Raw genomic sequence first — 25,670 nt, 5'->3', positions numbered from 1 at the left:
TTACCCTAGAAAGGTAAAGGAGGGAATACCCTATGAGAAAGAAATTCTTTCTAACAAGCGCTGCAATTCTGTGGGCAGCAACAGCTATGACGAGCGTCCACGCAGCAACCGATGTTCAAAAAGTAATCGATGAAACCTATGTACAACCTGAATATGTCCTAGGTTCTTCTCTATCTGAAGACCAGAAAAATCAAACGCTTAGCAAACTTGGCTATGATGCATCAAAAGACACCAAAGATATCAAAACCATGACGCCTGATATCTACTCAAAAATCATGAATGTGGCTAATGATGCTAGCCTACAGCTCTATTCGTCAGCCAAGATTCAAAAGCTGGGTGATAAGTCGCCTCTAGAGGTCAAGATTGAAACGCCTGAAAATATCACCAAAGTGACGCAGGATATGTACCGTAACGCAGCAGTGACGCTGGGAGTGGAGCATGCCAAAATCACAGTTGCAGCTCCCATTCCAGTTACGGGTGAGAGTGCGTTGGCAGGGATTTACTACTCGTTAGAGGCCAATGGTGCTAAAGTACCGCAAGCCAATAAAGACTTGGCTCAAGAAGAACTAAAAGCCTTGTCCGATATCAATGCTGAAAACAAGGACAAGTCAGGTTACGATGCCAATAAACTCAATGCGGCTATGACAGATATCAAGGCAGGAATCGCAAAGGCAAAAGAAGCCAAAGGAAGTCTGACAGAAGAAGATGTCCGCAAAATCGTTGAAGATATCCTAAAAAACTACAAACTTGATCAGGTTATAACAGGAAACCAGGTCAATATCATCATCAATTTTGCCCTCAACCTCTCAAAGAGTGACATTTTGAACAATGCTGATTTCACTAAAACCCTAAATGATCTCAAGGAAAGCATCGTTTCCCAAGCTGGAGATAGTTTTAAAAATATCAACCTCAACTTTGATGCTAATAAAGCGCTAGAAGAGGGGGGCAACTTCTTTAGTTCCCTTTGGCAAGCCATTGTCAATTTCTTCAAGAGTTTTGGTGCTTAGGTCATTTCATGATATAATAGATGGTAACAGAAATGTTGCCGTCTTTTTTTTGTTGGCCGATAGAAAGTGAAGAATATTATGTTAAAGAAAAATGATATTGTAGAAGTTGAAATTGTTGATTTGACCCATGAAGGGGCGGGAGTTGCCAAGGTAGATGGTTTGGTTTTCTTTGTAGAAAATGCTCTACCAACTGAGAAAATCCTCATGCGTGTCCTTAAGGTCAATAAAAAGATTGGCTTTGGGAAAGTTGAAGAATACCTTGTTCAGTCACCTCATCGTAATCAAGACCTTGACCTAGCTTATCTACGTTCAGGTATCGCTGACTTGGGGCATCTTGCCTATCCAGAACAGCTCAAGTTTAAAACCAAGCAAGTCAAGGATAGTCTCTACAAGATTGCTGGCATTAGGGATGTAGAAGTTACTAAAATGCTGGGTATGGAAAATCCAGTCAAGTATCGAAATAAGGCGCAGGTGCCTGTTCGTCGTGTCAATGGTGTCTTGGAAACTGGCTTTTTCCGTAAGAATTCGCATGATCTCATGCCTCTCGAAGACTTCTTTATCCAGGATCCAGTGATTGATGATGTAGTAGTAGCGCTACGTGACTTACTCCGTCGTTATGATTTGAAACCTTATGACGAAAAGGAACAGTCTGGCTTGATTCGCAACCTCGTTGTGCGTCGCGGGCACTATTCAGGACAAATCATGGTCATTTTGGTAACCACTCGTCCGAAAGTTTTCCGTGTTGACCAATTGATTGAACAACTAATCAAGCAGTTCCCGGAGATTGTCTCTGTCATGCAAAATATCAACGACCAGAATACCAATGCGATTTTTGGGAAAGAATGGCACACACTTTATGGTCAAGATTACATTACCGACCAAATGTTGGGAAATGACTTCCAAATTTCAGGACCTGCCTTCTATCAGGTCAATACAATCATGGCTGAAAAACTCTATCAAACAGCCATTGACTTTTCAGAATTAAAATCAGATGATGTGGTCATTGATGCCTATTCTGGTATCGGGACGATTGGACTCTCTGTTGCGAAACATGTCAAGGAAGTCTATGGTGTTGAAGTCATTCCAGAAGCGGTTGAAAATAGCGAAAAAAATGCTCAGCTAAACAATATTTCAAACGCCCACTATGTCTGCGACACGGCTGAAAATGCTATGAAGAATTGGCTTAAAGAAGGTATTCAACCAAGTCTTATCCTAGTAGATCCACCAAGAAAAGGCCTCACTGAGAGCTTTATCAAAGCTAGCGCCCAAACAGGAGCAGACCGTATTGCCTATATCTCCTGCAATGTCGCAACCATGGCGCGTGATATCAAACTCTATCAAGAGTTGGGGTATGAGTTGAAGAAAGTACAGCCAGTGGATCTTTTTCCGCAGACGCATCATGTTGAGTGTGTAAGCTTGTTAGAGAAACGTAGTTAATCCTCAAAAGGTTTCCCAAACCTTTTGAGTCCCGCAGACGCATCATGTTAAGGCCGTATCACTGCTTGTACGAGCTGATTCATCGGTGAAGTAGAAGTAGATGCTCCCCGCCCATGGGATAGGACTCGTAGAATGAGGAGGGAAACCGACGAAATGATACGGTAAGTCCGAACCGCTGAGTGCGTGGCTCTGCTCTTCCGATCTGAGACAGTCAAAAAGTCGAAGGGGATGGTATTGGTATCAATCAATGAGTAACAAAGTAACAGCATGATTCGAAACATTTGCTTGTAATTTGCGGAGGAACATCAATATGGATGGAATAACAAAAGATTCTATAAAAACGGCTAAACTAATGAAACAATTATGGCCCCAATTGACCGATAAAGAAGCTATTGATGAAGTAAAAAAAAATACGAATGGCAAAAATACTGCAATCTTTACTGAAGTTGAAGGTGACACAATTGTAGGTCTAGCACTATGTTCACTCAGATTTGATTATGTTGAAGGTTGTAAATATAGCCCTGTTGGATTCTTAGAAGGGATTATTGTCGATGAGGAATATCGTTTAAAGGATATTGCTAAAAATCTCTGTACAAAATGTGAGGAATGGGCGAAAAATAAAGGATGTAAGGAATTTGCAAGTGACTGTACTTTAACGAATACGGATTCTATAAGATTTCATCTTAATATTGGATTTCAGGAGGCAAATAGAATTATTCATTTTAAGAAAAAATTATAATTTCTAAACATGAATAAACATGTTTAAACTTTATGTATCTTTAGAAAGTGTGATAACTTGAAAGAACAAATTTTTTTGATGGGTGGGAATCCACCAATAATGAAATATAGCATTGTTGATAAAATAGTATTATCAAGCAAGATTAAAAGAATTATCATTTTTACAGTTTTTCGAGAAAATTGGGAACCGTACATGAAAAAGTACACGGAAGTTTTTCAAAGTCATTTTCCTAATCTAAACGTTGATTACTTGCTCCTGGACACTGAGCAGATTGATTTTGATAGCTATCTAGATGTTGATCTAATTATCATCGGTGGTGGAAATACGGAAAAATATATAGCTACTTATGTCAATCAGGAGTTCAAAAATTATATCGAGCTTATGCTGAAAAAAGGGGCGAAAGTTATAGGATTTTCTGCAGGAGCCTTATTATTAGGAGAGAAAGTCTATATCTCACCTAATGATAATTCAGATCATCAGATAAAGATAAAAAATGGATTAGGACTCTTTAGTCAGTTTTTAATTAGTGTCCATTATGATTCATGGAATGATAAAGCTAATAAGAATAGAGCTGAAGAACTCGTTAATGTTCCCATAATTCCACTAAATGATCATTCATGTCTTGTATTGGATAAACTTGGAAATATCATAGAGAAAATTGACTAGTTTTAATCATGCGAATCTGAATCTACGAAACTAAAGTATTGACGAAATGAATAATGAAAAGCCTTGATTGTAAGGCTTTTTTGTGTTTTTATGATAGAATATAGGTAGTTATAATCGAGAACAACTAAGAAGTAGTAACAAATATTACATATAAAATAATCAAAATAAGGAAGATAAAATGACAGAAATTGACAAAAAGAATTTAAAAAATTATCTTTATTGTACATTTGGAATTACTTATATAGCTTGGGGGATTCTGGCCATCTTTACGCAATCTCATATTTTTGGATTAGAAACGATTATAGGAAGAACATTGCATATAGTAGGTGCACTTGGACCAGCTATTGCAAGTGGCTTTTATTTGAAAAGGAATAATATAAAATTTAAACATTTTGTATTTAGTAAGAAAGAAAATAGTAGAATTTATTTCATTATTCATTTGTTAGCAATTTTGATACTATTCTCTGTATCTTCCTTAGAATTAAACGGAGTATCCATTTATCTGATGCCACTATTCTTTATTCAATTAATTTTTTTTGGTGGCGGTCACGAAGAATTAGGATGGAGAGGAATATTACAACCATTACTTGATAAAAAATATACTTATTGGCAATCTAATTTGATTGTAGGATCAATTTGGGGAATATGGCATCTACCTTTATGGTTTATAGTTGGAGAAAGTCATCAAGAATTTCCTTTTATTTTATTTTTTATATATACATTATTTTTAAGTTTTGTTTTAGGAGTTCTTTACCGTCAAACGAAATCTGTGGGATACTGTATATTATTTCATGCGTTCGCAAATTTGTTAAATCTCTATTTTGTGTTAAAAATTAATCTTATTTTTATTATCATTTTTATTGGTTATTTGACTTATACTATATTGGCGAGTAATAGAATTAGTAAGGAAAAGTAATTTTAACTTTAGATTAGTATAAAAGAAGAATATTACCACACGTGGAGTGTGTAAATTTATTAGAGAAACGTAGCTAATCCTCAGAATAAAGAAACTAAAACTCCATTATTTAGAAATGAAAACCTAAACTGTTTTTAAGGAGGTGTTATATTGATAGAAAGCAGACCTGAGTTCAATAAAGTCGTATCCTTTGATGAATTTAATAAATACTATTGGTATCGGGATGAACTTTCACAGATATGCAGGTCATTAGGACTTGAATATAGAGGTACAAAACAGGAACTCAATGATATTATTGAGCAGTACTTCAAGGGGAATTTGATTAAAAAATCATTAATAAAAAGCAAGAAGAAACGAGTAGAAGTCATTACCTTAGATACGCCCTTACTTGAATGTGGATTCTCCTTTAATGCACACTTTAGAGAATATTTCTCAATTTTAACAGGTGTTTCGCCCTTTAAATTTACTGCTGATATGGCAACTGCTTGGAGAAAAGTAAAAAGAGAAAATGATTTGAGATTTACAATTCAAGATATGCTAAAAGTTTATTATGGAGATTCAGATTATGCCAAGTATGACCATTCGGTTTGTCAATGGAATCAATTTTTAAAGGATTTCTGTGCAGACGAAAACAGTCGTAACTACTCAAACAAGTTAAAAGTTGCTTCTATTCTTTGGAAAGAAGTCAGAAATTCAAAAAATGAAAAAATTTATTCAAAGAATCTTTTGACCGAATACGCTGATAAAATAAAAGAGTATGGTAAGGTAGTTCAATAGAAGTGACCTCATTTTGATATTTTTGATTTGGTTGCTGTTGACTTAGCTGAATTAAAGCAGTATCTAAGTTTAAAGTAAGCTACAATCATTTTAAGCGATTTTGAGCAAGTCAAGGATATTTATTCTGAAGACGGAGTAAGTAGTGAGCTAGTGTAAATTTACACACATCTATTTGTCTTTTTAAACGGATTTATATAATAAAAAATATGGAGGATATTTTATGATACAAGTAAATGAGTTTATTAATAAAGTAGATATTACAGATAGTGATAATGTCAATTGTGAATTTGAAGTACGTAAAAAGGCAATGGATTTTTATAAGAAGTATCCTTTTTATGAGGAAGATGATTGGAAGATTATTAAGTTTCAAAACTCAGTTAATCAATATAATAATTTAAAGGATACCCAAAAATATAATGAGATTGAAGCATACAAAGAAAAATCAAAATCAGGATATAAGGGGGCTCATTTGCTTGGCAATAAATCGAAAGGTATAGCACTTACGGCTGACATCCTTACTTCAATTACTGTTCCGTATAAAAAAATTACCAATGTTGAACCTAACTTGAAAGGTGGTAAAGAGATAAAAGACGGAATATTAAAAGGTGATTTAGAGATACCAAATGGTTTGGAGCCTTATTTTAAAGCTTTTGCCATTGTTTACTATTGGTGTGGAAATATGATGCCAGTGGTGGAAAGTTTCCCCCCTGGAAGTCATGGAGCAGATAACTGGCTTCTAAAAATGGATACAATAATGGATTGTCATAAAGCTGGTTCCCATCAAAACTGGAGAGATTGGATTAAAGAAAGCTGGGGAGAAGATCTAAACAAATTCATCATGGATTACTATTTTGAAGATTGTTTTGACAAGGATAGATTAATCATAAAGAATATTGTTCCAAGTTTCAAAGAAGACTATGTTTTTTCATTAAGTGGTCGTTACTTAGGTCGTCTTCAAAAAAATAATAATAAATTAGCAAAAGAATTTTTAATCAATCATGTAAAAGTGATTATTCAAAGAAGTTACCGAATCGAGAATAAATTTCATGGGGATTGGAAGAAAAAGGAAGAGGATGAGGTAAAAGGAATTTTTAAAGAAATTTTCGCGCAAGCTGGATTTAATGGTGGACAGATTAATAAAATGGTTTCTTTATTTTAGATAGGTAACTGACAATATTTTGGAGCTATTCGTCTGATATTATCTGCTAATCTTTATTTAACCTATGTTTTATATGCTTGAAATTATTAGTAAACTCTTTGTCTATGTTTTAATAAATCAATCTCCAGTACGTCAGGGTTCTCTTTTCTGAGGTTTCATTATATAATATCATTATATGTAATGACTGATGTAGTTACACTAACATTTCTATTTAAAAATAAAGGAGTATTATCAATGAAAAAAGCAATGGTAATTATCAACCCTACCTCTGGTGGGGAAAAGGCTTTGGATTATAAAGTCAAACTGGAGAATAAAGCCAAAGATTATTTTGAGCACGTAGAAACCAAAATCACTGAAAAAGCGCTTGATGCAACACACTTTGCTGAGGAAGCTTCACGTGAGAAGTACGATGCAGTGATTGTGTTTGGTGGAGACGGGACGGTTAATGAAGTGATTTCAGGTATTGCTGAGAAAGACTACATTCCTAAGTTAGGGATTATCCCTGGTGGGACGGGTAACCTCATTACGAAGCTGTTGGAAATCAATCAAGACATCGATGGTGCGATTGATGAACTCGATTTTAACTTAACCAACAAGATTGATATCGGTAAAGCGAATGACAATTATTTCGGTTATATCTTTAGTATCGGTTCTCTGCCTGAAGCGATTCATAATGTTGAAATTGAAGACAAGACAAAATTTGGTATTCTTGCCTATGCTGTAAATACCATGAAGTCTGTCATGACGGATCAGACCTTTAACATTAAGGTTGAGACTGAAAATGGAAATTATGTTGGTGAAGCTAGTCATGTTTTGGTTCTATTAACAAATTACTTCGCTGATAAGAAAATCTTCGAAGAAAACAAAGATGGCTATGCCAATATTTTGATTCTAAAAGATGCTTCTATATTTTCTAAATTATCCGTTATTCCTGATTTACTAAAAGGAGATGTTGTCGGCAATGATAATATTGAGTATATCAGAGCGCGTACTATTAAGATCTCTTCAGATAGTGAATTGGAGTCAGATGTTGACGGCGATAAATCTGATAACCTACCTGTAGAAATTAAAGTCCTAGCTCAGCGAGTAGAAGTATTTTCGAAACCGAAAGAGTAGAAGGTAGAAGTTAGTTTATCTTTCACAAAGAAATCGATTTTATATCAACGATTGGAGGAGGAATGAATTCTCTATTTGATGAATTTCGAATAATTTGTTCTCATTTAAACCAAGTTGGAATCACACCGACGCTAATGGGGTCTTTGGGGTTTGAATACCGTTCAAATGAAGAATGGGGGCCGTCTGACATTGACATTCATGTGCCTGGTGACCCTAGAGGTTGGGAAGCACCTGATCATCTCAGGATTTATGACTGGGACAAGATAATGAAAGTTATGAAACACTTAGGCTACGCCTTAATAGATATTCATGAGCATGAATTCCAAAAGGATGGTGTGAGCGTTGAATTTGGAAGTATCGATTCCTTACCTGATTTTGCAGGAGTTTTGGAATCGGATATAGAGATTATTCATCTCGAAGATATCACGTTTCGTGTCCCAAATCTAGAACAGTATTTAAGTATTTACAAGGCTTCTTCCCAAGATTCTTATCGAAATGAGCACAATAACAATAAGGATTTTAAAAAAATTGAGTGGCTGGAAAGTCATTTGTAAATCATCATTTGAAAAGTAGTAAGTTGTAAGACTGGCTGATTTTTTATTTATAGAAACAAACCACTCGAAACTACGAGCAAACCTTGCAAATAAAATACGAAAGTAGTATACTAGGGTTACGATTATGAAAACGTTTGCGCATTAAGATGAATAGAAGTAAATTAGGAGACAGAACAATGGAATTAACAGCCATTTACCACAGACCAGAGTCGGAGTATGCTTATCTTTATAAAGACAAGACAATGCACATTCGTATCCGGACCAAGAAAGATGATATCGAAAGCATTAACTTACATTATGGAGATCCGTTTATCTTTATAGAGGACCGTTATGAAGCAATCAAGGAGATGACCAAAGTTACCTCCGATGTTTTGTTTGATTACTGGCAGGTGGAGGTTACAGTCGGCTATGCACGACTCCAGTATCTCTTTGAACTCAAGGATAAGAAAGGTCAGAAGATTTTATATGGCGACAAGGGATGTGTTGAAAATACGCTAGAAAACCTTCATTACGAAGGAAACGGCTTTAAAATTCCCTATATCCATGAGATTGATGCTTGCCATGTTCCTGACTGGGTAGCAGAGACGGTATGGTACCAGATTTTCCCAGAACGCTTTGCTAATGGCAATCCTGAGATTTCACCAGAAGGTTCTCTAGCTTGGGATTCCTCTATCAAACCTAAAAGTAAGGATTTCTTTGGTGGTGATTTACAGGGGATTATTGACCATCTGGATTACTTGCAGGACTTGGGCATTACGGGTCTTTATCTCTGTCCGATTTTCGAATCTCCAAGCAATCACAAGTACAATACGACGGATTATTTTGAAATTGACCGTCATTTTGGAGACAAGAAAACCTTCCGTAAACTGGTAGATCAGGCCCATCAGAGAGGCATGAAAATCATGCTGGATGCTGTTTTCAACCATATCGGAGACCAATCTCCACAGTGGCAGGATGTCCTCAAACACGGTCAAGATTCCTTTTATAAAGACTGGTTCCATATTCAAGACTTTCCAGTAGTTAAAGAAAATCTTGTTAATAAAAGAGAACTATCCTACCATACCTTTGCCTTTGAGAGCTATATGCCCAAGCTCAATACGGCAAATCCTCAAGTGAGGGACTATTTGCTAAGCGTTGCGACCTACTGGATTGAAGAGTTTGATATCGATGCTTGGCGCTTGGATGTGGCAAATGAAGTCAACCACCAATTTTGGAGAGATTTCCGGAAGGCTGTCTTGACTAAAAAGCCTGACCTTTATATCCTTGGAGAGGTCTGGCACACTTCTCAGCCTTGGCTAAATGGCGATGAATTTCACGCAGTCATGAACTATCCTCTCTCTGACAGCATCAAGGATTATTTCTTACGAGGGGTTAAGAAGCCTTATCAATTTATCGATGAAATCAATAGCCAGTCTATGTACTATAGACAGCAGATTTCGGAAGTGATGTTCAATCTTCTGGATTCTCACGATACGGAGCGCATTTTGGCAACGGCCAAAGGAGATACCCAGCTTGTTAAGTCTGCTCTCGCCTGCCTCTTCTTGCAAAGGGGGACGCCGTGTTTCTACTATGGAACTGAGTTAGAGTTAGATGGAGGACCAGATCCAGATTGTCGTCGCGTTATGCCTTGGGAACGTGTTTCCGAAAGCAACGAGATGCTTAATTTCATGAAGAAATTGATTCAGATTCGCAAGAGTGTTTCAGACATTATCCAACATGGAACATATAGCCTGAAAGAAATCAAGTCGGACGTGCTTGCTCTCGAAAGGAATTATGATAGACAAAAAATCCAAGCTATTTTTAACCAATCAACTGAAACCTATCTTGTAGATCGTAATTCTGTAGCACTAGCCAGTCATTGCCAAGAATTGGAGCAGCAACTGGTGATTTTGCCAAAAGGATTTGTCATTCAATAAAAAATATGATTAAAAAGACTGTAATGACGGGCAACCATTCGTTCCAGTCTTTTTTCTATTTATGTAGTATAATATAGCTAAGTCACAGATTACTGGATGAGGGATTAGTGAAGGGTGTTTAAAGAGAAAGAGAGACTTGTGCTTTAGAAGGAGAATTGCATGAAACGAACGAAAAAAGTAGTAGCCATAGGACTGTGCTTGTCGTTATTTCTTGGATTGGCTGCTTGTCACCAAAATAATACGAGTACTGAAGCTACAAATCAGTCACAGACCAGTTCAGATAAAGTTCCTTGGAAGGCTTCATATACCAATCTAAACAGTCAGGTCAGTACCGAAGAGGTCAAATCTCTCTTATCAGCTCACTTGGATCAAAACAGTGTTGAGGCATTTTTCAATCTTGTTACAGACTATAATGCGACTGTCGGCTCCACTGGTTTAAGTGGTGATTTTGCCTCCTTTACAAAAACGGAATACGATGTAGAGAAAATCAGCAATCTCTGGAATCAAAAAAAGGGTGACTTTGTCGGGACCAACTGCCGTATTAATAGCTATGCGCTCTTGAAAAATTCGGTCACAATTCCAAAACTTGAAAAGAATGATCAGCTTCTTTTTGTTGATAACGATGCTATCGATAAGGGAAAGCTATTTGATGAGAAAGACAAGGAAGAGTTTGATATTCTATTTTCTAGGGTGGAGACGGAACCAACGACGGATGTAAAAGTACGCGCGCAGAAGATGGAGAAATTCTTCTCCCAGTTTAAATTTAATGACAAGGCTCGAATGTTGTCTGTTGTGTTGCATGACAATTTGGATGGAGAGTATCTTTTTGTCGGGCACGTTGGTGTTTTAGTGCCAGCTGATGAGGGTTTCTTATTTGTTGAAAAACTGACTTTTGAAGAGCCTTATCAAGCCATCAAATTTGCGACCAAGGAAGACTGTTACAAGTATCTATCCACCAAATATGCGGATTACACAGGTGACGGACTAGCTAAGCCTTTCATCATGGACAATGAAAAGTGGGTTGAAGGGTATTAAGGTAGGCAAAGGTGATGAGATGGAAACAGTAATGGCGCTTTTAGTTGTCCTTCTTATTGGATTCTGGGCTGTAAACATTCTCAAGCCTCGTAAGGCAATAAAAAGGAAAATTTATAGGCTATATGCAGCGCTATGATATTGACGGCGAGGGATACCAGTCAGAAGTCTGGGAAGTGACGGAAGATGAGGATTTGAAATAAGGAGGAGAGTCCAAAAACAGTATTATGTCTTTTCAAGAAAGCTAACTAGTAAAATTAGTGCTATCCTAAGAAACGAATAGGAGGAAACTTTATGGGAATGATTGCTAATTATCAATATCTATCTGACAATGAATTAAGCCAAATAGTGCCAGATTCTCGTCAGGAAGAGGAATTGTTTGACTTAGTAGAGGATTCTACTAAGGAAAATGAGACGTTAATAGATATTGACAAAATGTGGGACGCCTTACTCTTTGTTATGACAGGCTTTAGTAGTTCAGAATTTATGGATGACGATCCTTTGAGAGAAGCTGTCTTGGGAGTGACTCCTTTAGAAGAAGTGTCTGAATACATAGCCTATACTGAAAAAAACAAGATAGCCGAGATCGTAGAAGCTCTAGAAAGTTTTGACATGGATAGGGCTCTGGGAGACTTTAGCATGGAAGCATGCAAGAAGGCAGAGTTATACCCCGATATTTGGGATTATCTTGAAGAAGAGGAAGAAATCAAGGATGATATTCGAACCAGCTTTGTAAAAATGAAAGACTTTTACAAGAAAATCTTAGATTTCAAGGGAAATGTCTTAGTGACTATTTGTTAAGGTTTTTATAATCCATTAGAAAGGTAATCCTATGAATCCATATTTACAAAAATACATTACTTTAAAGAAGCAATATATAGCCCAGGAGGGCAATCTACCAAGTGTCTCAGCTCTTTATGAATTAGTTGATGAATTAGCTAAGTCTGATGATTTGGAAGCGAAGAAAGTCTTAGTAGATCTCTATGAGCAATTAGGTCTCTACGCTAGTGCCTATGATTTATTTACCAAAATAATCACTAAGCCAGATCGAAAACAAATTAAAAAATTAGCTCACTTAGCAGAGATGAGTCAAAGCCATGGAGATCGCTTTGCCCTTCCTCGTCCTCTAAGAAAAGAAGAGAAGAAGCAGAGAACAGAGCTATCACAGTCTTTGCCACATTTTATCTACCATCCAGATCCTCTATCAACGGGAGCTTTTGTAGAGGGAGAAGCCAAGCTTTGTCCATCTTGTGGGAAAGAAAGCAATATATTTTATAACTTGATGCCTTATTGTATTGACAACATCAAAAATCTTTGTCCATTTTGTATTGCAAACGGGCTAGCAGCAAAGAAATTCGATGCAGAATTTGTTCAAGATGCTGAGTGTCAGGGTGAATTGGATCCAGAAAAAGACCAGGTGCTTTTTTGCCAGACTCCTGGCTACTCTAGTTGGCAGGGAGAAAATTGGCTTTCTTGTTGCCAGGATTATTGTGCTTATTTGGGTACAGTTGGCACTCGAGAATTAAAGGCCATGGGAATTGCCGAGCAAGTCTTGGCAGACTATGAAGAGCGTGGAGAATATCAAGATATTGAAGAATACTTGGTTAAGGATGGCTCTCTTTGTGGCTACCTTTTTAGATGCCTTCACTGTCAAAAATACCAGATCGGGGTTGATACTGATTAAATTTTAATGATACAATTACATTAATATACATTCCTTTGTATTCTTTTAATGTCTAATCTCTAATTTAATTTTAGAATATGAAAACTGGTGCATTGTTTCATAGTATACTTTTATTATCTTTTAAATCATCATATGAAGAATAGGAGCTACCAAACCTAGTTCCTATTTTATTATTTAAAGGCAAATTTGAAATAGTTTTTAATTTTTAGATATATTAAAAATACGAACAAAAATTATTTTTTTAAAAAAAACTTTCACAAAATACTTTACAAACTTGTGTAAACATGATATAGTTATGAGGCTTAGAAAATGAGAAGATGTTTTCTAGCAAATATAAACCCGAGTAAAAAATGCCTACGGACAGGCAGGGTTGAATGCCGAAGCGTGGTTGAAAAGCCACATTATTGATAGGGTTAAAAGCCTACTTTTATAAGTTGATGTTAGGACACTTGTCCTAATTCATAAATTTTAGTGTGGTGAAAGCACACGTCATCTTGTGAAACGATCAATAAAGTACGTAATATTTGCTACTAGAGAGTTAGGAAACATCGGGAACAGACATACTCAACAGAAACCAAAATAAACACGTCAGAAGATTGCAGAGCAGGTGAAAACCTGCTCTTTTTTCATAAGTCAAGCTTTGGTCGCCTTCATCTTTTAAGGCTTTAAAAATATGGTAAAGGAGTATGTCTTGAGAAAGTTAGATCAGAATCAGGCACCTATTTATGAAGGTCTGATTAAGCTACGAAAAAAACGGATTGTTCCCTTTGATGTACCAGGTCACAAACGCGGACGGGGAAATCCAGAACTTGTTGAATTGTTGGGAGAAAAATGTGTTGGCATTGATGTCAATTCTATGAAACCCTTGGATAATTTAGGCCATCCCATTTCGATTATTCGGGATGCAGAGGAGCTAGCAGCTGATGCTTTTGGAGCAGCCCACGCATTCTTAATGATTGGGGGAACAACATCATCTGTTCAAACCATGATTCTTTCTACCTGCAAGGCTGGAGATAAGATTATTCTGCCGCGTAATGTCCACAAATCTGCTATTAATGCATTGGTTCTATGTGGTGCCATTCCCATCTATATCGAGATGAGTGTAGATCCTAAAATCGGAATTGCTTTGGGACTCGAAAATGACCGAGTAGCTCAAGCTATAAAGGAACATCCAGATGCCAAGGCTATCCTAATCAACAATCCAACCTACTATGGGATTTGTTCAGATCTTAAAGGTTTGACGGAAATGGCTCATGAAGCTGGCATGCTTGTTTTAGTGGACGAAGCCCATGGAGCTCATCTGCATTTTACAGATAAATTGCCACTATCTGCTATGGACGTTGGCGCTGATATGGCAGCGGTCTCTATGCATAAGTCTGGTGGGAGTTTGACCCAAAGCTCCATTTTACTTATCGGGGAGCAGATGAATCCTGAGTACGTTCGTCAGATTATAAATCTGACCCAGTCAACATCCGCCTCATACTTGTTAATGTCTAGTTTGGATATTTCACGTCGCAACCTGGTTCTTCGTGGTAAAGAGTCATTTGAGAAAGTCATTGAGCTATCCGAGTACGCTCGTCGTGAAATCAATGCTATCGGTGGTTACTATGCCTACTCAAAAGAGTTAATAGACGGAGTGTCTGTTTGTGATTTTGACGTGACAAAGCTGTCAGTTTACACTCAGGGTATTGGCTTAACAGGTATTGAGGTTTACGACCTCCTACGAGACGAATACGACATTCAGATCGAGTTTGGTGATATCGGCAATATCTTAGCCTATATTTCGATTGGTGACCGCATCCAAGACATCGAGCGTTTGGTCGGCGCTTTGGCTGATATTAAGAGACTTTATTCGAGAGATGGAAAAGACTTGATAGCTGGAGAATATATTCAGCCCGAGTTAGTACTGTCTCCACAAGAAGCCTTCTATTCAGAGAGAAGAAGTTTGACCTTAGATGAGTCTGTTGGACAGGTCTGTGGAGAATTTGTCATGTGCTATCCTCCAGGGATTCCAATCCTAGCACCAGGTGAACGCATTACACGAGAAATTGTAGACTATATCCAGTTTGCCAAGGAACGTGGTTGCTCCCTTCAAGGGACGGAAGATCCAGAGGTCAATCACATCAACGTCATTAAGAGAAAGGAGAACTAGATGGATTTATGGTTTTCTGAAGTTCATACTCCAGATGTGAAATTATCCCTGAGAACAGCCAAGCAACTCTACGCTGGTAAAAGTGAATGGCAGGATATCGAAGTCTTGGATACGCCAGCTTTTGGGAAAATACTGATTTTAAATGGGCATGTCTTGTTTTCAGATGCGGATGATTTTGTTTACAACGAAATGACCGTTCACGTTCCCATGGCTGTGCATCCCAATCCCAAGAAAGTCTTGGTTATTGGGGGTGGTGACGGTGGTGTTGCTCAAGTATTAACTCTCTATCCTGAACTGGAGCAAATTGATATTGTGGAACCAGATGAGATGTTGGTTGAGGTCTGTCGTGAGTATTTTCCAGACTTTGCTGTGGGGCTAGATGATCCTCGTGTTACCATTTATTATCAAAATGGGCTACGCTTTTTACGAAACTGTGAAGATGACTACGATATTATCATCAACGATGCGACAGATCCATTTGGACATACGGAAGGGCTCTTTACCAAGGAATTTTACGGAAACAGTTACAGAGCCTTGAAAGAAGACGGCATCATGATTTATCAGCATGGGAGTCCCTTCTTTGACGAGGATGAGTCAGCTTGCCGAAGCATGCACCGTAAGGTCAATCAAGCCTTTCCAATCAGTCGGGTTTATCAGGCGCACATCCCAACCAGTCCAGCTGGCTATTGGCTATTTGGATTTGCATCGAAAAAATACCACCCTGTTAAAGATTTTGATAAGGAAGGCTGGAAAAAACGCCAGCTTTTCACAGAATACTACACTGCAAACTTACATGTGGGAGCCTTTATGTTGCCTAAGTATGTAGAAGACATTTTAGAAGAAGAGGAAGGGAAAAAATGAGTCGTCTATTAGTTATCGGATGTGGGGGCGTTGCCCAAGTTGCTATTTCAAAGATTTGCCAAGATAGCGAAACATTTACAGAGATTATGATTGCTAGTCGTACAAAGTCAAAATGTGATGATTTGAAGGCTAAATTAGAAGGCAAAACAAGTACAAAGATTGAAACAGCTGCCCTTGACGCTGACAAGGTTGAAGAAGTGATTGCTTTGATTGAAAGCTACAAGCCAGAAGCCGTTTTGAACGTAGCTTTACCATACCAAGACTTGACCATTATGGATGCTTGTTTAGCAACTGGAGTCCACTATATCGATACTGCCAACTATGAGGCAGAGGACACAGAAGATCCTGAATGGCGTGCTATTTATGAGAAACGCTGTAAGGAGCTTGGTTTTACAGCCTACTTTGATTACTCATGGCAATGGGCTTACCAAGATAAATTCAAAGAAGCAGGCCTGACTGCTCTGCTTGGTTCTGGTTTTGACCCAGGGGTGACTAGTGTCTTTTCAGCTTATGCTCTCAAACACTACTTTGACGAAATCCACTATATCGACATTTTAGACTGTAATGGTGGGGACCACGGTTATCCATTTGCGACAAACTTTAACCCAGAAATCAATCTACGCGAGGTTTCTGCGCCAGGTTCTTACTGGGAAGATGGAAAGTGGGTAGAAGTCGAAGCCATGTCTATCAAACGTGAGTATGATTTCCCTCAAGTTGGACAAAAAGACATGTATCTCCTTCACCATGAAGAAATCGAATCATTGGCGAAGAACATTCCAGGTGTCAAACGGATTCGTTTCTTTATGACCTTTGGTCAATCTTATCTCACGCACATGAAATGCTTAGAAAACGTTGGTCTCCTTCGTACAGATGCGATCAATTTTAACGGACAAGAAATCGTTCCAATTCAATTCTTGAAAGCCTTGCTTCCAGATCCTGCAAGCCTTGGCCCACGCACTGTTGGTAAAACCAATATTGGTTGTATCTTTACAGGGGTCAAAGATGGTGTTGAAAAGACCATCTACATCTACAATGTTTGCGACCATCAGGAATGCTACGCTGAGGTTGGTTCACAAGCAATTTCTTATACAACAGGTGTTCCAGCTATGATTGGGACAAAATTAGTGATGGATGGCACTTGGAAACAACCCGGGGTCTATAACCTTGAAGAATTGGATCCAGATCCATTCATGGAAGCTTTGAATGAGTATGGTTTGCCATGGGTTGTGGTTGAAAATCCACAAATGGTGGACTAATGAATCTAGAACAAGTACCAACACCAGCCTATGTCATTGACTTAGCAAAGTTAGAAGCCAACTGCCGCATTCTACAATATGTACAAGAAGAAGCTGGTTGCAAGGTTTTGCTTGCCCAGAAGGCATATTCTCTTTATAAAACCTATCCTTTGATTAGCCAGTATCTCACTGGTACGACGGCTAGTGGTCTCTATGAAGCCAAGCTAGCTAGAGAAGAATTCCCAGGGGAAGTCCATGTCTTTGCGCCAGCTTTCAAGGATACGGACTTGGAGGAATTGCTGGAGATAACGGACCATATTGTTTTCAACTCGGAGAGACAGTTGCGTAAACACGGTCCCTGTTGCCGTGAGGCTGGTATTAGTGTGGGTCTGCGCATCAACCCTCAATGTTCAACGCAAGGTGACCACGCGCTCTATGACCCTTGTGCACCTGGCTCCCGTTTTGGAGTTACCCTAGACAAGATACCGAGTGATTTGCTGAACTTGGTGGATGGTCTTCATTTTCATACCCTTTGTGAGCAAGGGGCAGATGATTTAGAGACAACCTTGAAAGCAGTAGAAGAGCAGTTCGGTTCGTACTTACATCAAGTTAAATGGCTCAATATGGGTGGCGGACACCACATCACAAGAGAAGACTATGATGTGGATCTGTTGATTTCTGAAATCAAGCGTATCCGAGAAACTTACAATCTTGACGTCTATATCGAGCCGGGTGAAGCTATTGCGCTCAATGCGGGTTATCTAGCAACTGAAGTATTGGATATTGTAGAAAACGGTATGGATATCTTGGTTTTAGATGCGTCCGCGACATGCCATATGCCAGATGTACTTGAGATGCCCTATCGTCCACCTTTGAGAAATGGATTTGAGGCTCAGAAAAAAGCCCATACCTATAGACTTTCTTCCAATACCTGTCTAACGGGTGATGTGATTGGCGACTATAGTTTTGAAAATCCTGTCCAAATCGGTGACAGACTCTATTTCGAAGACATGGCTATTTACTCTTTTGTAAAAAATAATACCTTTAACGGTATTGGCTTGCCAAGTCTCTATCTCATGGACGAGCAAGGTAACTGCAGCTTAGTCAAAGCCTTCGACTATCAAGACTTTAAAGGGAGATTATCATGATGGACAGTCCAAAAAAATTAGGCTATCGTATGCCAGCAGAGTACGAACCACATCATGGAACCCTCATGATCTGGCCGACTCGATCAGGTTCATGGCCCTTTCAAGGAAAGGCTGCCAAAAAAGCATTTAGCCAGATTATCAAGACCATAGCAGAAAGGGAAAGAGTTTATCTTTTGGTGGAGCAGGATTATCTATCTGAAGCCCAATCTTATCTAGGAGACAAGGTTGTTTATTTAGATATTCCGACAAATGATGCCTGGGCGCGTGATACTGGTCCGACCATTCTCGTCAATGATAAAAGGGAAAAGTTGGCAGTGGACTGGTCTTTTAATGCTTGGGGTGGAGCTGTAGATGGTCTCTATCAAGACTATGAAGCAGATGACCAAGTAGCTAGTCGTTTTGCTGAGGCCTTGGAAATGCCCGTTTATGATGCTAAACCTTTTGTACTAGAAGGCGGCGCAATACATAGCGATGGTCAAGGAACGATTCTCGTGACTGAAAGTTGCTTGCTTAGTCCTGGTCGTAATCCTCACCTGACTAAAGAGGAAATCGAGAATACCTTATTAGAGAGCCTTGGAGCTAAAAAAGTTATTTGGCTTCCTTATGGTATTTATCAGGACGAAACCAATGAACACGTTGACAACGTTGCTGCCTTTGTTGGTCCTGCAGAGCTTGTCTTGGCATGGACAGACAATCAAAACGATCCCCAGTATGCTATGTCAAAAGCAGATTTCGAACTGTTAGAGCAAGAGACAGATGCAAAAGGCCGTCCCTTCACAGTTCATAAGCTTCCTATCCCAGCTATTCGTCAGGTTGTTACTAAAGAGAATTTACCAGGCTATACCTATGAAGAAGGGGAAGAGGAGCGTTATGAGGGCGAGCGTCTTGCAGCTTCCTATATCAATTTCTATATTGCCAACAAGGCTGTCTTAGTCCCACAGTTTGAGGATGTAAACGACCAAGTGGCCTTAGATATCCTCAGCAAGTGTTTCCCAGACCGCAAAGTTGTCGGAATTCCAGCCAGAGATATTCTGTTAGGTGGTGGCAATATCCACTGTATCACCCAACAAATCCCAGAATAGGAGAAAAAGATGAGAAATGTAAGAGTTGCAGCGATCCAGATGCAATGTGCTAAGGATGTGGAAACGAATATCCAAACAGCGGAACGTTTAGTTCGCCAAGCTGCAAAACAAGGCGCACAAATCATTCTCTTGCCGGAGCTGTTTGAACGTCCCTATTTCTGTCAGGAACGCCAGTATGACTACTACCAGTATGCCCAGTCGGTGACAGAAAATACAGCCATTCAGCATTTTAAAGTGCTTGCTAAAGAACTAGAAGTTGTTTTACCGATCAGTTTCTATGAAAAAGATGGCAATGTCTTGTATAACTCTATCGCTGTCATTGACGCAGATGGGGAAGTGTTAGGAGTTTATCGGAAGACCCACATACCAGATGATCATTACTATCAAGAAAAGTTTTATTTCACGCCTGGTAACACTGGTTTCAAAGTCTGGGATACGCGCTACGCTAAGATTGGCATCGGCATCTGTTGGGATCAATGGTTCCCTGAAACAGCCCGTTGTCTTGCGTTAAATGGAGCAGAATTACTCTTTTATCCTACAGCCATTGGTTCAGAACCAATTTTAGATACAGATAGTTGTGGTCATTGGCAACGTACCATGCAGGGGCACGCAGCAGCAAATATTGTTCCAGTCATTGCAGCCAATCGTTATGGTTTGGAGGAAGTCTCTCCTAGTGCGGAAAATGGTGGACAAAGTTCTAGTCTTGACTTCTACGGTTCGTCCTTTATGACGGATGAAACAGGAGCTATTCTAGAGCGAGCTGAAAGGCAAGGTGAGGCTGTTCTGTTAGCAACTTATGACCTTGACAAGGGAGCAAGCGAACGCCTCAACTGGGGACTATTTCGAGATAGAAGACCAGAAATGTACCAACGGATTACCGACTAGAAAGTAAATTTCATAATAAACTTTTGATATTCACGCCTGTCTTACAAAAATGTAAGATAGGCTTTTTAAATGTAAGATGGGTGTACGATTATACGTGGAAATGTATGCTATACTCTATGTAGATCAAAAAGAAAGAGGTTTATTATGAAAAAATGGAATGCGACGCAGTTGAAGTATCTGATGGCTGCAATAATGGTTTTAGACCATATTCCTCATATCACCGGAATTATTTCTCCTATGTGGGAAGGTATTCTTCACGCCTTGACCCGTTGTGTGGGAGTTTGGTTTGCCTATATGGCTATGGAAGGCTTCATCCATACTCGAAATTTGAAAAACTACCTCATTCGTCTCTGGAGTTGGGCGCTTATCATGTTCGCAGGCAATAGTCTGCTCAATGCCCTGTTTGCCTCTAAGGGAGTAATGGTTAATAATAACATTTTCTTAACTTTGTCCATCGGTGTCACCATGCTTTGGCTTGGTTTTCCTCGAAAAGAGATGAATCAAAAAGAGAGGTTATGGCGTCGGATTGGAGTTGCTGGTCTCTTGATTTTCGGTTGTCTTTTTACTGAGGGTGGCATTACCATGCTACCATTTCTCTTGATTAGTTACTCTTGTCGAAATCGTAAGGGATTGCGAAATCTCCTCTATACTCTCCTTTGGGCCTTCCTATTAGTGACTTCTATCCAAATCTATGACACATGGTATCAAACACTGGAAATGATGCTTTACAACTCTGACTGGCTCTTTATCACTGTTTTTCCTTTTATGGCCTTGTATAATGGGGAGCGTGGTGAACAAACTATATGGAATAAGTATTTCTTTTATATTTTCTACCCAGCCCATTTATGGATTATTACCCTGATTGCTTATTTGGTTAAATAGATTCAATTTATTAGCTCTTTCTTGCTTAAAATGTGAGAGGAGTTTTTCTGTATCTGGAATTCCTAATAAAACATGTTATAATAGTTTTAGAAAGGACGTTATTTATGGCTAAGATATTGGTTATTGAAGATAATAATGAAATTCAGGAGATTTTAAAAATCCTTCTTACTGAGGAACATGAGGTGATTCAAGCATTTTCAGGCACAGAAGGTATCATGCAATTTGATAAAGGTGGCATTGATCTCGTTTTGCTAGATATCATGCTTCCTGGGAAAAATGGTGACCAAGTCTTGCAAGCTATTCGACAAACTAGTCAGACTCCGGTCATCATGCTTACTGCTTTAGGTGATAAAAAGCTCATCAGCCAATATCTACTAGACGGTGCCAATGATTATGTAGTAAAACCTTTTGATTTGGACGAAGTCTTTGCCAGAGTCACCGTGCAATTACGCCAAAGTGGTGAACATCAGTCAGGAGATCGAAGAGAAATTGATAACCTCGTACAAAACTTTAAAAATATCCAGTTTGATGCAGATAGTTTTGAAATAAGTAGCGTAACTGAAACCATTCGCCTTGCAAAGAAAGAATGTCAAATTCTCCAAATCTTGCTCCATCATCCTAAAAAGATCTTCACAAAGGAAGAACTCTATGAATTGATTTGGGAAGAAAGTTACCTGCCTGGAGATAATACACTCAACACCCATCTAAGCAATCTCCGTAAAAAACTGCATCAACTGGATCCAAATCACGAATACATCGAAACCATTTGGGGAGTTGGTGTACGATTAAAAGGAGACAAGCAATGATTTATATTTTGCTATCTCTGGTGTTCCTCATTAACATCATTTTGTCAGTGTCTTTGATTCGCTATCATCTAGCAGTTAGAGATTTAAGCAGACAAATTGAAGAGAAGATTCGCTCTGGTAGCATGAAGAGGATCGGTGTAAATTTCTTTTCAAAGACTATTTTGCGTCTACATAACCAAATTGAAAATCTATTTCAAGAAGTGGAACAGAATCAGCTCATCATGAAGCAGGAAAAACGCACCCTAGATATGGCAATCAGTAACATCGCTCATGATATTCGGACACCTTTAACAATCGCTTCAGGATATACTCAGCAACTGATAAAAAATCCTGAACCTAATCCAGAAACGTTAAACAAAATAGCCCATCACCTTGATTTGGTTTCTAAACGTTTGGAGGCTCTCCTTGAATACCGTCATTTGATGGAAGGAGCAGTCAAACCGAAACTGGAAGAACTTGATTTATCAACTTTTATAACAAAGAAGACTTTAGCCTATTATGACGTTTTTCAGTCTTCACATATTGTTCTTGATTTTAACGTTGAACCAGGATTGAAAACGACGACTGATGAAGACTTACTGGATAGAATTTTACAAAACCTCCTTGGAAATGTTTTCAAGCACGGCAAGGAAAAGGCTCGGCTTTCTTTGAAAAAGGGAGAAAAAGGGATTGTTTTAGAAATCGATAATCTTGTTAAAAAACCTATCAAGAATATAGACAATCTCAGCAATCGTTTTTATTCTGAAAATCTATCAGACACAGAAGAATCCTCTGGTTTAGGTCTCTATATTACCGAGGAATTGGTTCATCTTCTTGGAGCGGAGATGAAACTGAGCACAGATGGGCAGTGGTTGTCGGTTTTCATTTATTTTTAACGAAAAGAAACCTCCTCTGTAGGCATAGAGGAGGTCATTTTTTTATAGACTTTTCTTTTTGAAAACTGTCAGTCCACTCATATTAAAGATTACAATAACAGCTAGGCTAACTATAAATGTGTAGAAAATTGACTCACTATTAGCAGTCATATCATAGGCGAATTGCAATGATAAATATGGTAAAATTTTGATATTTGGAAAAATGAGCATTGGCATAGAAAGTAAGATAGAGCTGACCAAATAACCAATAAATACCGCTAGATAAGAGTGACTAACATAGAGAATGAAGGAAACGATGGAAAGCCAAGCAAGGAGGCAAAGAAATTGAAGGGAAATGGTTATCAATAGATTGCCAATAAATCCATCAGGCATGGTTCCAAATCCATTTAAGATAGTTGCTGGAATAAAGGCAATAACAAGGCTAAGGATAAGTTGTAAGAAAGCGATACTTGCTAGAACAAAGGATTTAGCAAGGAAAAACTCTGTACGAGAAACGCCAACTGTCAAACTATTTTTATAGAGTTTGCCGATTAAATCAACTCCAAGAACGAGGCATGCCAGAATGATGCAGAGAAAAACGAGATTTGAACCATTGCTAGACGCGTTGATAAGAGCTTGGATGCCGTCCCAACCTTTTGTCGGAAATTCTGTTTCAGGTGTAGTATTTACTGACATCAGATGTCCTGTAGCGCCAATAGTAGCACCCATTAACATAAGTACAAAGAGAATGAATTCTGTAATCCAGAATCCTTTGGAGCGAAAGAGACGGTAAAAATCTGCTTGAATGGTGTGTATCATGATTTTTCTCCTATTCTACCAATTGTGTGAAGTATTCTTCTAGGTTTTGACGGGCAAAGTATATCTCATCAATAGCAACATCGGCCAAAGTTAGTTGCTTAAGAATCTGTTTGACATCTTGTTCATTACCAAAGATATGGATTTCATTTTCAGGATTGACAACCTTAAACTGGAGTTGGATTTGTTCTTTCAATACCTGACAAGCTCTTTCTTTGTCGCTTGTTTTAAGCACAATATAATCCTCACTCAGTGTTTCAAATTCAGCTTTACTGATTTCACGGATAATCTTACCTTGATCCAGAATACCAAAGCGATTAGCTAAGAGATAGAGTTCTGACAAGATATGGCTAGAGATGAGGATAGTTATGCCTTTTTCTTGATTGAGCCGGTGAATCATGAGACGAAATTCTTTGATTCCAATTGGGTCGAGACCATTAATGGGTTCATCAAGAATCAGGAAATCAGGTTTGGATAGGAGGGCAATGGCGATGCCAAGTCTTTGTTTCATTCCTAGTGAAAAATCACGAAAGACTTTTTTTCCTGTATCTGACAACCCAACATAGTCCAAAGTCTCATGAATCACCTTATCAGCATTTGGAATATGACGTATCATACAATAATATTTCAGATTCTGGTATGCTGTTAAGTGATTATGAGCTACAGGTGATTCGATAACCGAACCTACTCGAGATAGGGACTTGATCCACTCCTTTTCCGATTGACTAGAAAAGAGGGAAACAGTTCCTTTATCCGCAAACAGTAGTTGTGTAATTATTTTGATAAGAGTAGTTTTACCTGCTCCGTTTTTCCCAATTAGACCATAAATATCTCCCTCTTTTATCGTTAGACTAAGATCTTGAAGAATAGCTTGTTTGTCAAAGTTTTTGGACAATCCATGAATTTCAAGTACTGTTTTCATGATTATCTCCTTTTGATTTATTTTGATAACTTTAGTATAAAGCATAGAAATCAAGGAAAGCTCAAGTATTTCTAAAGAGTTTCTAAAGTTTTCAGATTTTTAAAATGTCAAAAACCCAGTTAAGGATTTAACTGGGGATTTTCTCTATAAAATATACTTCTCAATGGCACGCGCGACGCCGTCTTCTTCATTGCTTTCTGTAACGTCATCAGCTAGAGATTTGACATGGTCACTAGCATTTCCCATAGCAATACCAAGGCCTGCAAACTGGAGCATTTCGATATCATTATTAGCATCGCCCATAGCCATGATTTCTGAAGGCTCAATCTGCAAAATCTCTGCTAGTCGTGAAAGAGCAGTAGCCTTTGTGGTTCCAAGTGGCATGGCTTCATAAATGACAGGCTGCGAACGAACGCCGCTGAATCTTTGGCAGAGTTCCTCAGCAAAACGCTCTTCAAAATCGTCTGTTTGTTCTTTAGTGCCTAAAAACATGCCTTGGAACATACGATGCTTACCACTGGTGGCTTCCTCAAGGGAAATTTCAGTCAGGTCTGAAAAGACTAGTTTTGCATCGTTTTGAACGATTTCATTTGGCTTGCCACCAAGGACAAAATAGTGTTCCTCATCAAAAAGAGTCAACTGGACATCGCTTTTTTCAGCTAGGTCATAGAGGTATTCAATGTCAGCTGGACTGAGTTCTTGCCAGTCAACTAGACTCCAATCACTGGTCTGGTGGGTTGAGCACCCATTATTGACAATGACATACTCATTCTGGAGGTCCAGTCCCAATTTTTTGTAATAAGGAAGGACACCGAAAAGTGGGCGGCCCGTACAGAGAACCAGTTTTACCCCTTTCTCAATAGCTTGGTGAATGGCAGTAATGTGGGCTTGTGGGATTTTCTTGGCTTCATTGAGGAGGGTTCCGTCCATATCTAAGGCTAGTAGTTTAATCATAAGGCTTCCTTTTCTAGGTGTTTTTGCTTTTATTATAGCATATTTTGGTTAGAAAGAGGCAGAATCTTCG

25 protein-coding genes and 1 pseudogene are annotated in these 25,670 nt (G+C 38.6%); 23 read left to right on the top strand and 3 right to left on the bottom strand.

What is annotated here, in order from left to right:
* Positions 1 to 32 precede the first annotated feature (32 nt).
* The 23 genes and pseudogenes from HMPREF9184_RS06285 to HMPREF9184_RS06175 all read left to right on the top strand — a co-directional run bounded on the left by HMPREF9184_RS06285 (position 33) and on the right by HMPREF9184_RS06175 (position 22,929).
* Complete coding sequence (locus tag HMPREF9184_RS06285) at positions 33 to 1,007, top strand: DUF1002 domain-containing protein (protein WP_001227372.1); 975 nt, start codon at positions 33 to 35, stop codon at positions 1,005 to 1,007.
* A 78-nt stretch (positions 1,008 to 1,085) separates the two neighbouring features.
* Positions 1,086 to 2,444, top strand: coding sequence for a 23S rRNA (uracil(1939)-C(5))-methyltransferase RlmD (gene rlmD / locus HMPREF9184_RS06280; protein WP_000914604.1), 1,359 nt, complete (start codon positions 1,086 to 1,088; stop codon positions 2,442 to 2,444).
* Positions 2,445 to 2,754: 310 nt separating this feature from the next.
* The gene (gene aac(6') / locus HMPREF9184_RS06275) at positions 2,755 to 3,183 is read left to right on the top strand and encodes an aminoglycoside 6'-N-acetyltransferase (RefSeq protein WP_000348728.1); all 429 of its coding nucleotides are present in this window, start codon (positions 2,755 to 2,757) and stop codon (positions 3,181 to 3,183) included.
* Between the two features lie 57 nt (positions 3,184 to 3,240).
* A complete protein-coding gene (locus HMPREF9184_RS06270) occupies positions 3,241 to 3,849 on the top strand; it encodes a Type 1 glutamine amidotransferase-like domain-containing protein (protein ID WP_000662940.1) in 609 nt (202 codons plus the stop codon).
* A 178-nt stretch (positions 3,850 to 4,027) separates the two neighbouring features.
* On the top strand, positions 4,028 to 4,765 hold the full coding sequence (locus tag HMPREF9184_RS06265; RefSeq protein ID WP_000134970.1) for a CPBP family intramembrane glutamic endopeptidase: 738 nt from the start codon (positions 4,028 to 4,030) through the stop codon (positions 4,763 to 4,765).
* A gap of 150 nt (positions 4,766 to 4,915) precedes the next feature.
* Positions 4,916 to 5,542, top strand: coding sequence for an SAP domain-containing protein (locus tag HMPREF9184_RS06260; protein ID WP_000573129.1), 627 nt, complete (start codon positions 4,916 to 4,918; stop codon positions 5,540 to 5,542).
* Between the two features lie 220 nt (positions 5,543 to 5,762).
* Positions 5,763 to 6,701, top strand: a complete 939-nt coding sequence (locus HMPREF9184_RS09960; protein ID WP_000616903.1) for a hypothetical protein — start codon at positions 5,763 to 5,765, stop codon at positions 6,699 to 6,701.
* Positions 6,702 to 6,935: 234 nt separating this feature from the next.
* A complete protein-coding gene (locus HMPREF9184_RS06250; protein ID WP_000710120.1) occupies positions 6,936 to 7,817 on the top strand; it encodes a diacylglycerol/lipid kinase family protein in 882 nt (293 codons plus the stop codon).
* Positions 7,818 to 7,879: 62 nt separating this feature from the next.
* A complete protein-coding gene (locus tag HMPREF9184_RS06245) occupies positions 7,880 to 8,371 on the top strand; it encodes a hypothetical protein (RefSeq protein WP_001086570.1) in 492 nt (163 codons plus the stop codon).
* Positions 8,372 to 8,547: 176 nt separating this feature from the next.
* Positions 8,548 to 10,287, top strand: a complete 1,740-nt coding sequence (locus tag HMPREF9184_RS06240; RefSeq protein WP_000423949.1) for a glycoside hydrolase family 13 protein — start codon at positions 8,548 to 8,550, stop codon at positions 10,285 to 10,287.
* 159 nt (positions 10,288 to 10,446) lie between these two features.
* Positions 10,447 to 11,322: a DUF4300 family protein gene (locus tag HMPREF9184_RS06235; protein ID WP_000831508.1), complete on the top strand. Its 876-nt coding sequence runs from the start codon at positions 10,447 to 10,449 to the stop codon at positions 11,320 to 11,322.
* A 19-nt stretch (positions 11,323 to 11,341) separates the two neighbouring features.
* A pseudogene (locus HMPREF9184_RS09955) lies at positions 11,342 to 11,522 on the top strand (hypothetical protein).
* Between the two features lie 91 nt (positions 11,523 to 11,613).
* The gene (locus HMPREF9184_RS06225) at positions 11,614 to 12,120 is read left to right on the top strand and encodes a YfbM family protein (protein WP_000525333.1); all 507 of its coding nucleotides are present in this window, start codon (positions 11,614 to 11,616) and stop codon (positions 12,118 to 12,120) included.
* Positions 12,121 to 12,151: 31 nt separating this feature from the next.
* A complete protein-coding gene (locus HMPREF9184_RS06220; protein WP_001070499.1) occupies positions 12,152 to 13,003 on the top strand; it encodes a CbrC family protein in 852 nt (283 codons plus the stop codon).
* A gap of 691 nt (positions 13,004 to 13,694) precedes the next feature.
* Positions 13,695 to 15,155 (top strand): aminotransferase class I/II-fold pyridoxal phosphate-dependent enzyme, encoded by a 1,461-nt coding sequence (locus HMPREF9184_RS06215; protein WP_001228364.1) that lies wholly within the window; start codon positions 13,695 to 13,697, stop codon positions 15,153 to 15,155.
* Positions 15,156 to 16,016: a polyamine aminopropyltransferase gene (gene speE / locus HMPREF9184_RS06210; RefSeq protein ID WP_000366730.1), complete on the top strand. Its 861-nt coding sequence runs from the start codon at positions 15,156 to 15,158 to the stop codon at positions 16,014 to 16,016. It abuts the gene before it with no gap.
* Positions 16,013 to 17,272, top strand: coding sequence for a saccharopine dehydrogenase family protein (locus HMPREF9184_RS06205; protein WP_000088763.1), 1,260 nt, complete (start codon positions 16,013 to 16,015; stop codon positions 17,270 to 17,272). The genes speE and HMPREF9184_RS06205 overlap by 4 nt, the downstream gene beginning before the upstream one ends.
* A complete protein-coding gene (gene nspC / locus HMPREF9184_RS06200) occupies positions 17,272 to 18,399 on the top strand; it encodes a carboxynorspermidine decarboxylase (protein WP_001047589.1) in 1,128 nt (375 codons plus the stop codon). The genes HMPREF9184_RS06205 and nspC overlap by 1 nt, the downstream gene beginning before the upstream one ends.
* Positions 18,396 to 19,481: an agmatine deiminase gene (gene aguA / locus HMPREF9184_RS06195; RefSeq protein WP_000969485.1), complete on the top strand. Its 1,086-nt coding sequence runs from the start codon at positions 18,396 to 18,398 to the stop codon at positions 19,479 to 19,481. The genes nspC and aguA overlap by 4 nt, the downstream gene beginning before the upstream one ends.
* Before the next feature lie 9 nt (positions 19,482 to 19,490).
* On the top strand, positions 19,491 to 20,366 hold the full coding sequence (gene aguB / locus HMPREF9184_RS06190; protein WP_001246744.1) for an N-carbamoylputrescine amidase: 876 nt from the start codon (positions 19,491 to 19,493) through the stop codon (positions 20,364 to 20,366).
* 144 nt (positions 20,367 to 20,510) lie between these two features.
* A complete protein-coding gene (locus tag HMPREF9184_RS06185; RefSeq protein WP_000759199.1) occupies positions 20,511 to 21,248 on the top strand; it encodes a TraX family protein in 738 nt (245 codons plus the stop codon).
* A gap of 104 nt (positions 21,249 to 21,352) precedes the next feature.
* On the top strand, positions 21,353 to 22,054 hold the full coding sequence (locus HMPREF9184_RS06180; protein WP_001062870.1) for a response regulator transcription factor: 702 nt from the start codon (positions 21,353 to 21,355) through the stop codon (positions 22,052 to 22,054).
* Positions 22,051 to 22,929 (top strand): sensor histidine kinase, encoded by an 879-nt coding sequence (locus HMPREF9184_RS06175; protein ID WP_000639373.1) that lies wholly within the window; start codon positions 22,051 to 22,053, stop codon positions 22,927 to 22,929. The genes HMPREF9184_RS06180 and HMPREF9184_RS06175 overlap by 4 nt, the downstream gene beginning before the upstream one ends.
* A gap of 42 nt (positions 22,930 to 22,971) precedes the next feature.
* Here the strand turns inward: HMPREF9184_RS06175 and HMPREF9184_RS06170 are convergent, their stop codons facing one another.
* The 3 genes from HMPREF9184_RS06170 to HMPREF9184_RS06160 all read right to left on the bottom strand — a co-directional run bounded on the left by HMPREF9184_RS06170 (position 22,972) and on the right by HMPREF9184_RS06160 (position 25,600).
* Complete coding sequence (locus tag HMPREF9184_RS06170) at positions 22,972 to 23,727, bottom strand: ABC transporter permease (RefSeq protein ID WP_000581975.1); 756 nt, start codon at positions 23,725 to 23,727, stop codon at positions 22,972 to 22,974.
* 10 nt (positions 23,728 to 23,737) lie between these two features.
* On the bottom strand, positions 23,738 to 24,646 hold the full coding sequence (locus HMPREF9184_RS06165) for an ATP-binding cassette domain-containing protein (RefSeq protein ID WP_000859669.1): 909 nt from the start codon (positions 24,644 to 24,646) through the stop codon (positions 23,738 to 23,740).
* A 144-nt stretch (positions 24,647 to 24,790) separates the two neighbouring features.
* Entirely contained in the window at positions 24,791 to 25,600 is an 810-nt protein-coding gene (locus HMPREF9184_RS06160; protein ID WP_000593609.1) for a Cof-type HAD-IIB family hydrolase, read from the bottom strand.
* Positions 25,601 to 25,670: the final 70 nt, after the last annotated feature.

The sequence above is a fragment of the Streptococcus sp. oral taxon 058 str. F0407 genome (genome assembly GCF_000235485.1).
Classification (GTDB): domain Bacteria; phylum Bacillota; class Bacilli; order Lactobacillales; family Streptococcaceae; genus Streptococcus.
Note: the sequence above shows the minus strand (reverse complement) of the source record. Positions and strands in the feature narration are given on the sequence as shown.

What these genes read in the sequence shown, in the direction of transcription:
- HMPREF9184_RS06285 (WP_001227372.1), top strand. Translation starts at nt 33, where the DNA reads ATGAGAAAGAAATTCTTTCTAACAAGCGCTGCAATTCTGTGGGCAGCA.
- rlmD (WP_000914604.1), top strand. Translation starts at nt 1,086, where the DNA reads ATGTTAAAGAAAAATGATATTGTAGAAGTTGAAATTGTTGATTTGACC.
- HMPREF9184_RS06265 (WP_000134970.1), top strand. Translation starts at nt 4,028, where the DNA reads ATGACAGAAATTGACAAAAAGAATTTAAAAAATTATCTTTATTGTACA.
- HMPREF9184_RS09960 (WP_000616903.1), top strand. Translation starts at nt 5,763, where the DNA reads ATGATACAAGTAAATGAGTTTATTAATAAAGTAGATATTACAGATAGT.
- HMPREF9184_RS06250 (WP_000710120.1), top strand. Translation starts at nt 6,936, where the DNA reads ATGAAAAAAGCAATGGTAATTATCAACCCTACCTCTGGTGGGGAAAAG.
- HMPREF9184_RS06245 (WP_001086570.1), top strand. Translation starts at nt 7,880, where the DNA reads ATGAATTCTCTATTTGATGAATTTCGAATAATTTGTTCTCATTTAAAC.
- HMPREF9184_RS06240 (WP_000423949.1), top strand. Translation starts at nt 8,548, where the DNA reads ATGGAATTAACAGCCATTTACCACAGACCAGAGTCGGAGTATGCTTAT.
- HMPREF9184_RS06235 (WP_000831508.1), top strand. Translation starts at nt 10,447, where the DNA reads ATGAAACGAACGAAAAAAGTAGTAGCCATAGGACTGTGCTTGTCGTTA.
- HMPREF9184_RS06225 (WP_000525333.1), top strand. Translation starts at nt 11,614, where the DNA reads ATGGGAATGATTGCTAATTATCAATATCTATCTGACAATGAATTAAGC.
- HMPREF9184_RS06220 (WP_001070499.1), top strand. Translation starts at nt 12,152, where the DNA reads ATGAATCCATATTTACAAAAATACATTACTTTAAAGAAGCAATATATA.
- speE (WP_000366730.1), top strand. Translation starts at nt 15,156, where the DNA reads ATGGATTTATGGTTTTCTGAAGTTCATACTCCAGATGTGAAATTATCC.
- HMPREF9184_RS06205 (WP_000088763.1), top strand. Translation starts at nt 16,013, where the DNA reads ATGAGTCGTCTATTAGTTATCGGATGTGGGGGCGTTGCCCAAGTTGCT.
- nspC (WP_001047589.1), top strand. Translation starts at nt 17,272, where the DNA reads ATGAATCTAGAACAAGTACCAACACCAGCCTATGTCATTGACTTAGCA.
- aguA (WP_000969485.1), top strand. Translation starts at nt 18,396, where the DNA reads ATGATGGACAGTCCAAAAAAATTAGGCTATCGTATGCCAGCAGAGTAC.
- aguB (WP_001246744.1), top strand. Translation starts at nt 19,491, where the DNA reads ATGAGAAATGTAAGAGTTGCAGCGATCCAGATGCAATGTGCTAAGGAT.
- HMPREF9184_RS06185 (WP_000759199.1), top strand. Translation starts at nt 20,511, where the DNA reads ATGAAAAAATGGAATGCGACGCAGTTGAAGTATCTGATGGCTGCAATA.
- HMPREF9184_RS06180 (WP_001062870.1), top strand. Translation starts at nt 21,353, where the DNA reads ATGGCTAAGATATTGGTTATTGAAGATAATAATGAAATTCAGGAGATT.
- HMPREF9184_RS06175 (WP_000639373.1), top strand. Translation starts at nt 22,051, where the DNA reads ATGATTTATATTTTGCTATCTCTGGTGTTCCTCATTAACATCATTTTG.
- HMPREF9184_RS06170 (WP_000581975.1), bottom strand. Translation starts at nt 23,727, where the DNA reads ATGATACACACCATTCAAGCAGATTTTTACCGTCTCTTTCGCTCCAAA.
- HMPREF9184_RS06165 (WP_000859669.1), bottom strand. Translation starts at nt 24,646, where the DNA reads ATGAAAACAGTACTTGAAATTCATGGATTGTCCAAAAACTTTGACAAA.
- HMPREF9184_RS06160 (WP_000593609.1), bottom strand. Translation starts at nt 25,600, where the DNA reads ATGATTAAACTACTAGCCTTAGATATGGACGGAACCCTCCTCAATGAA.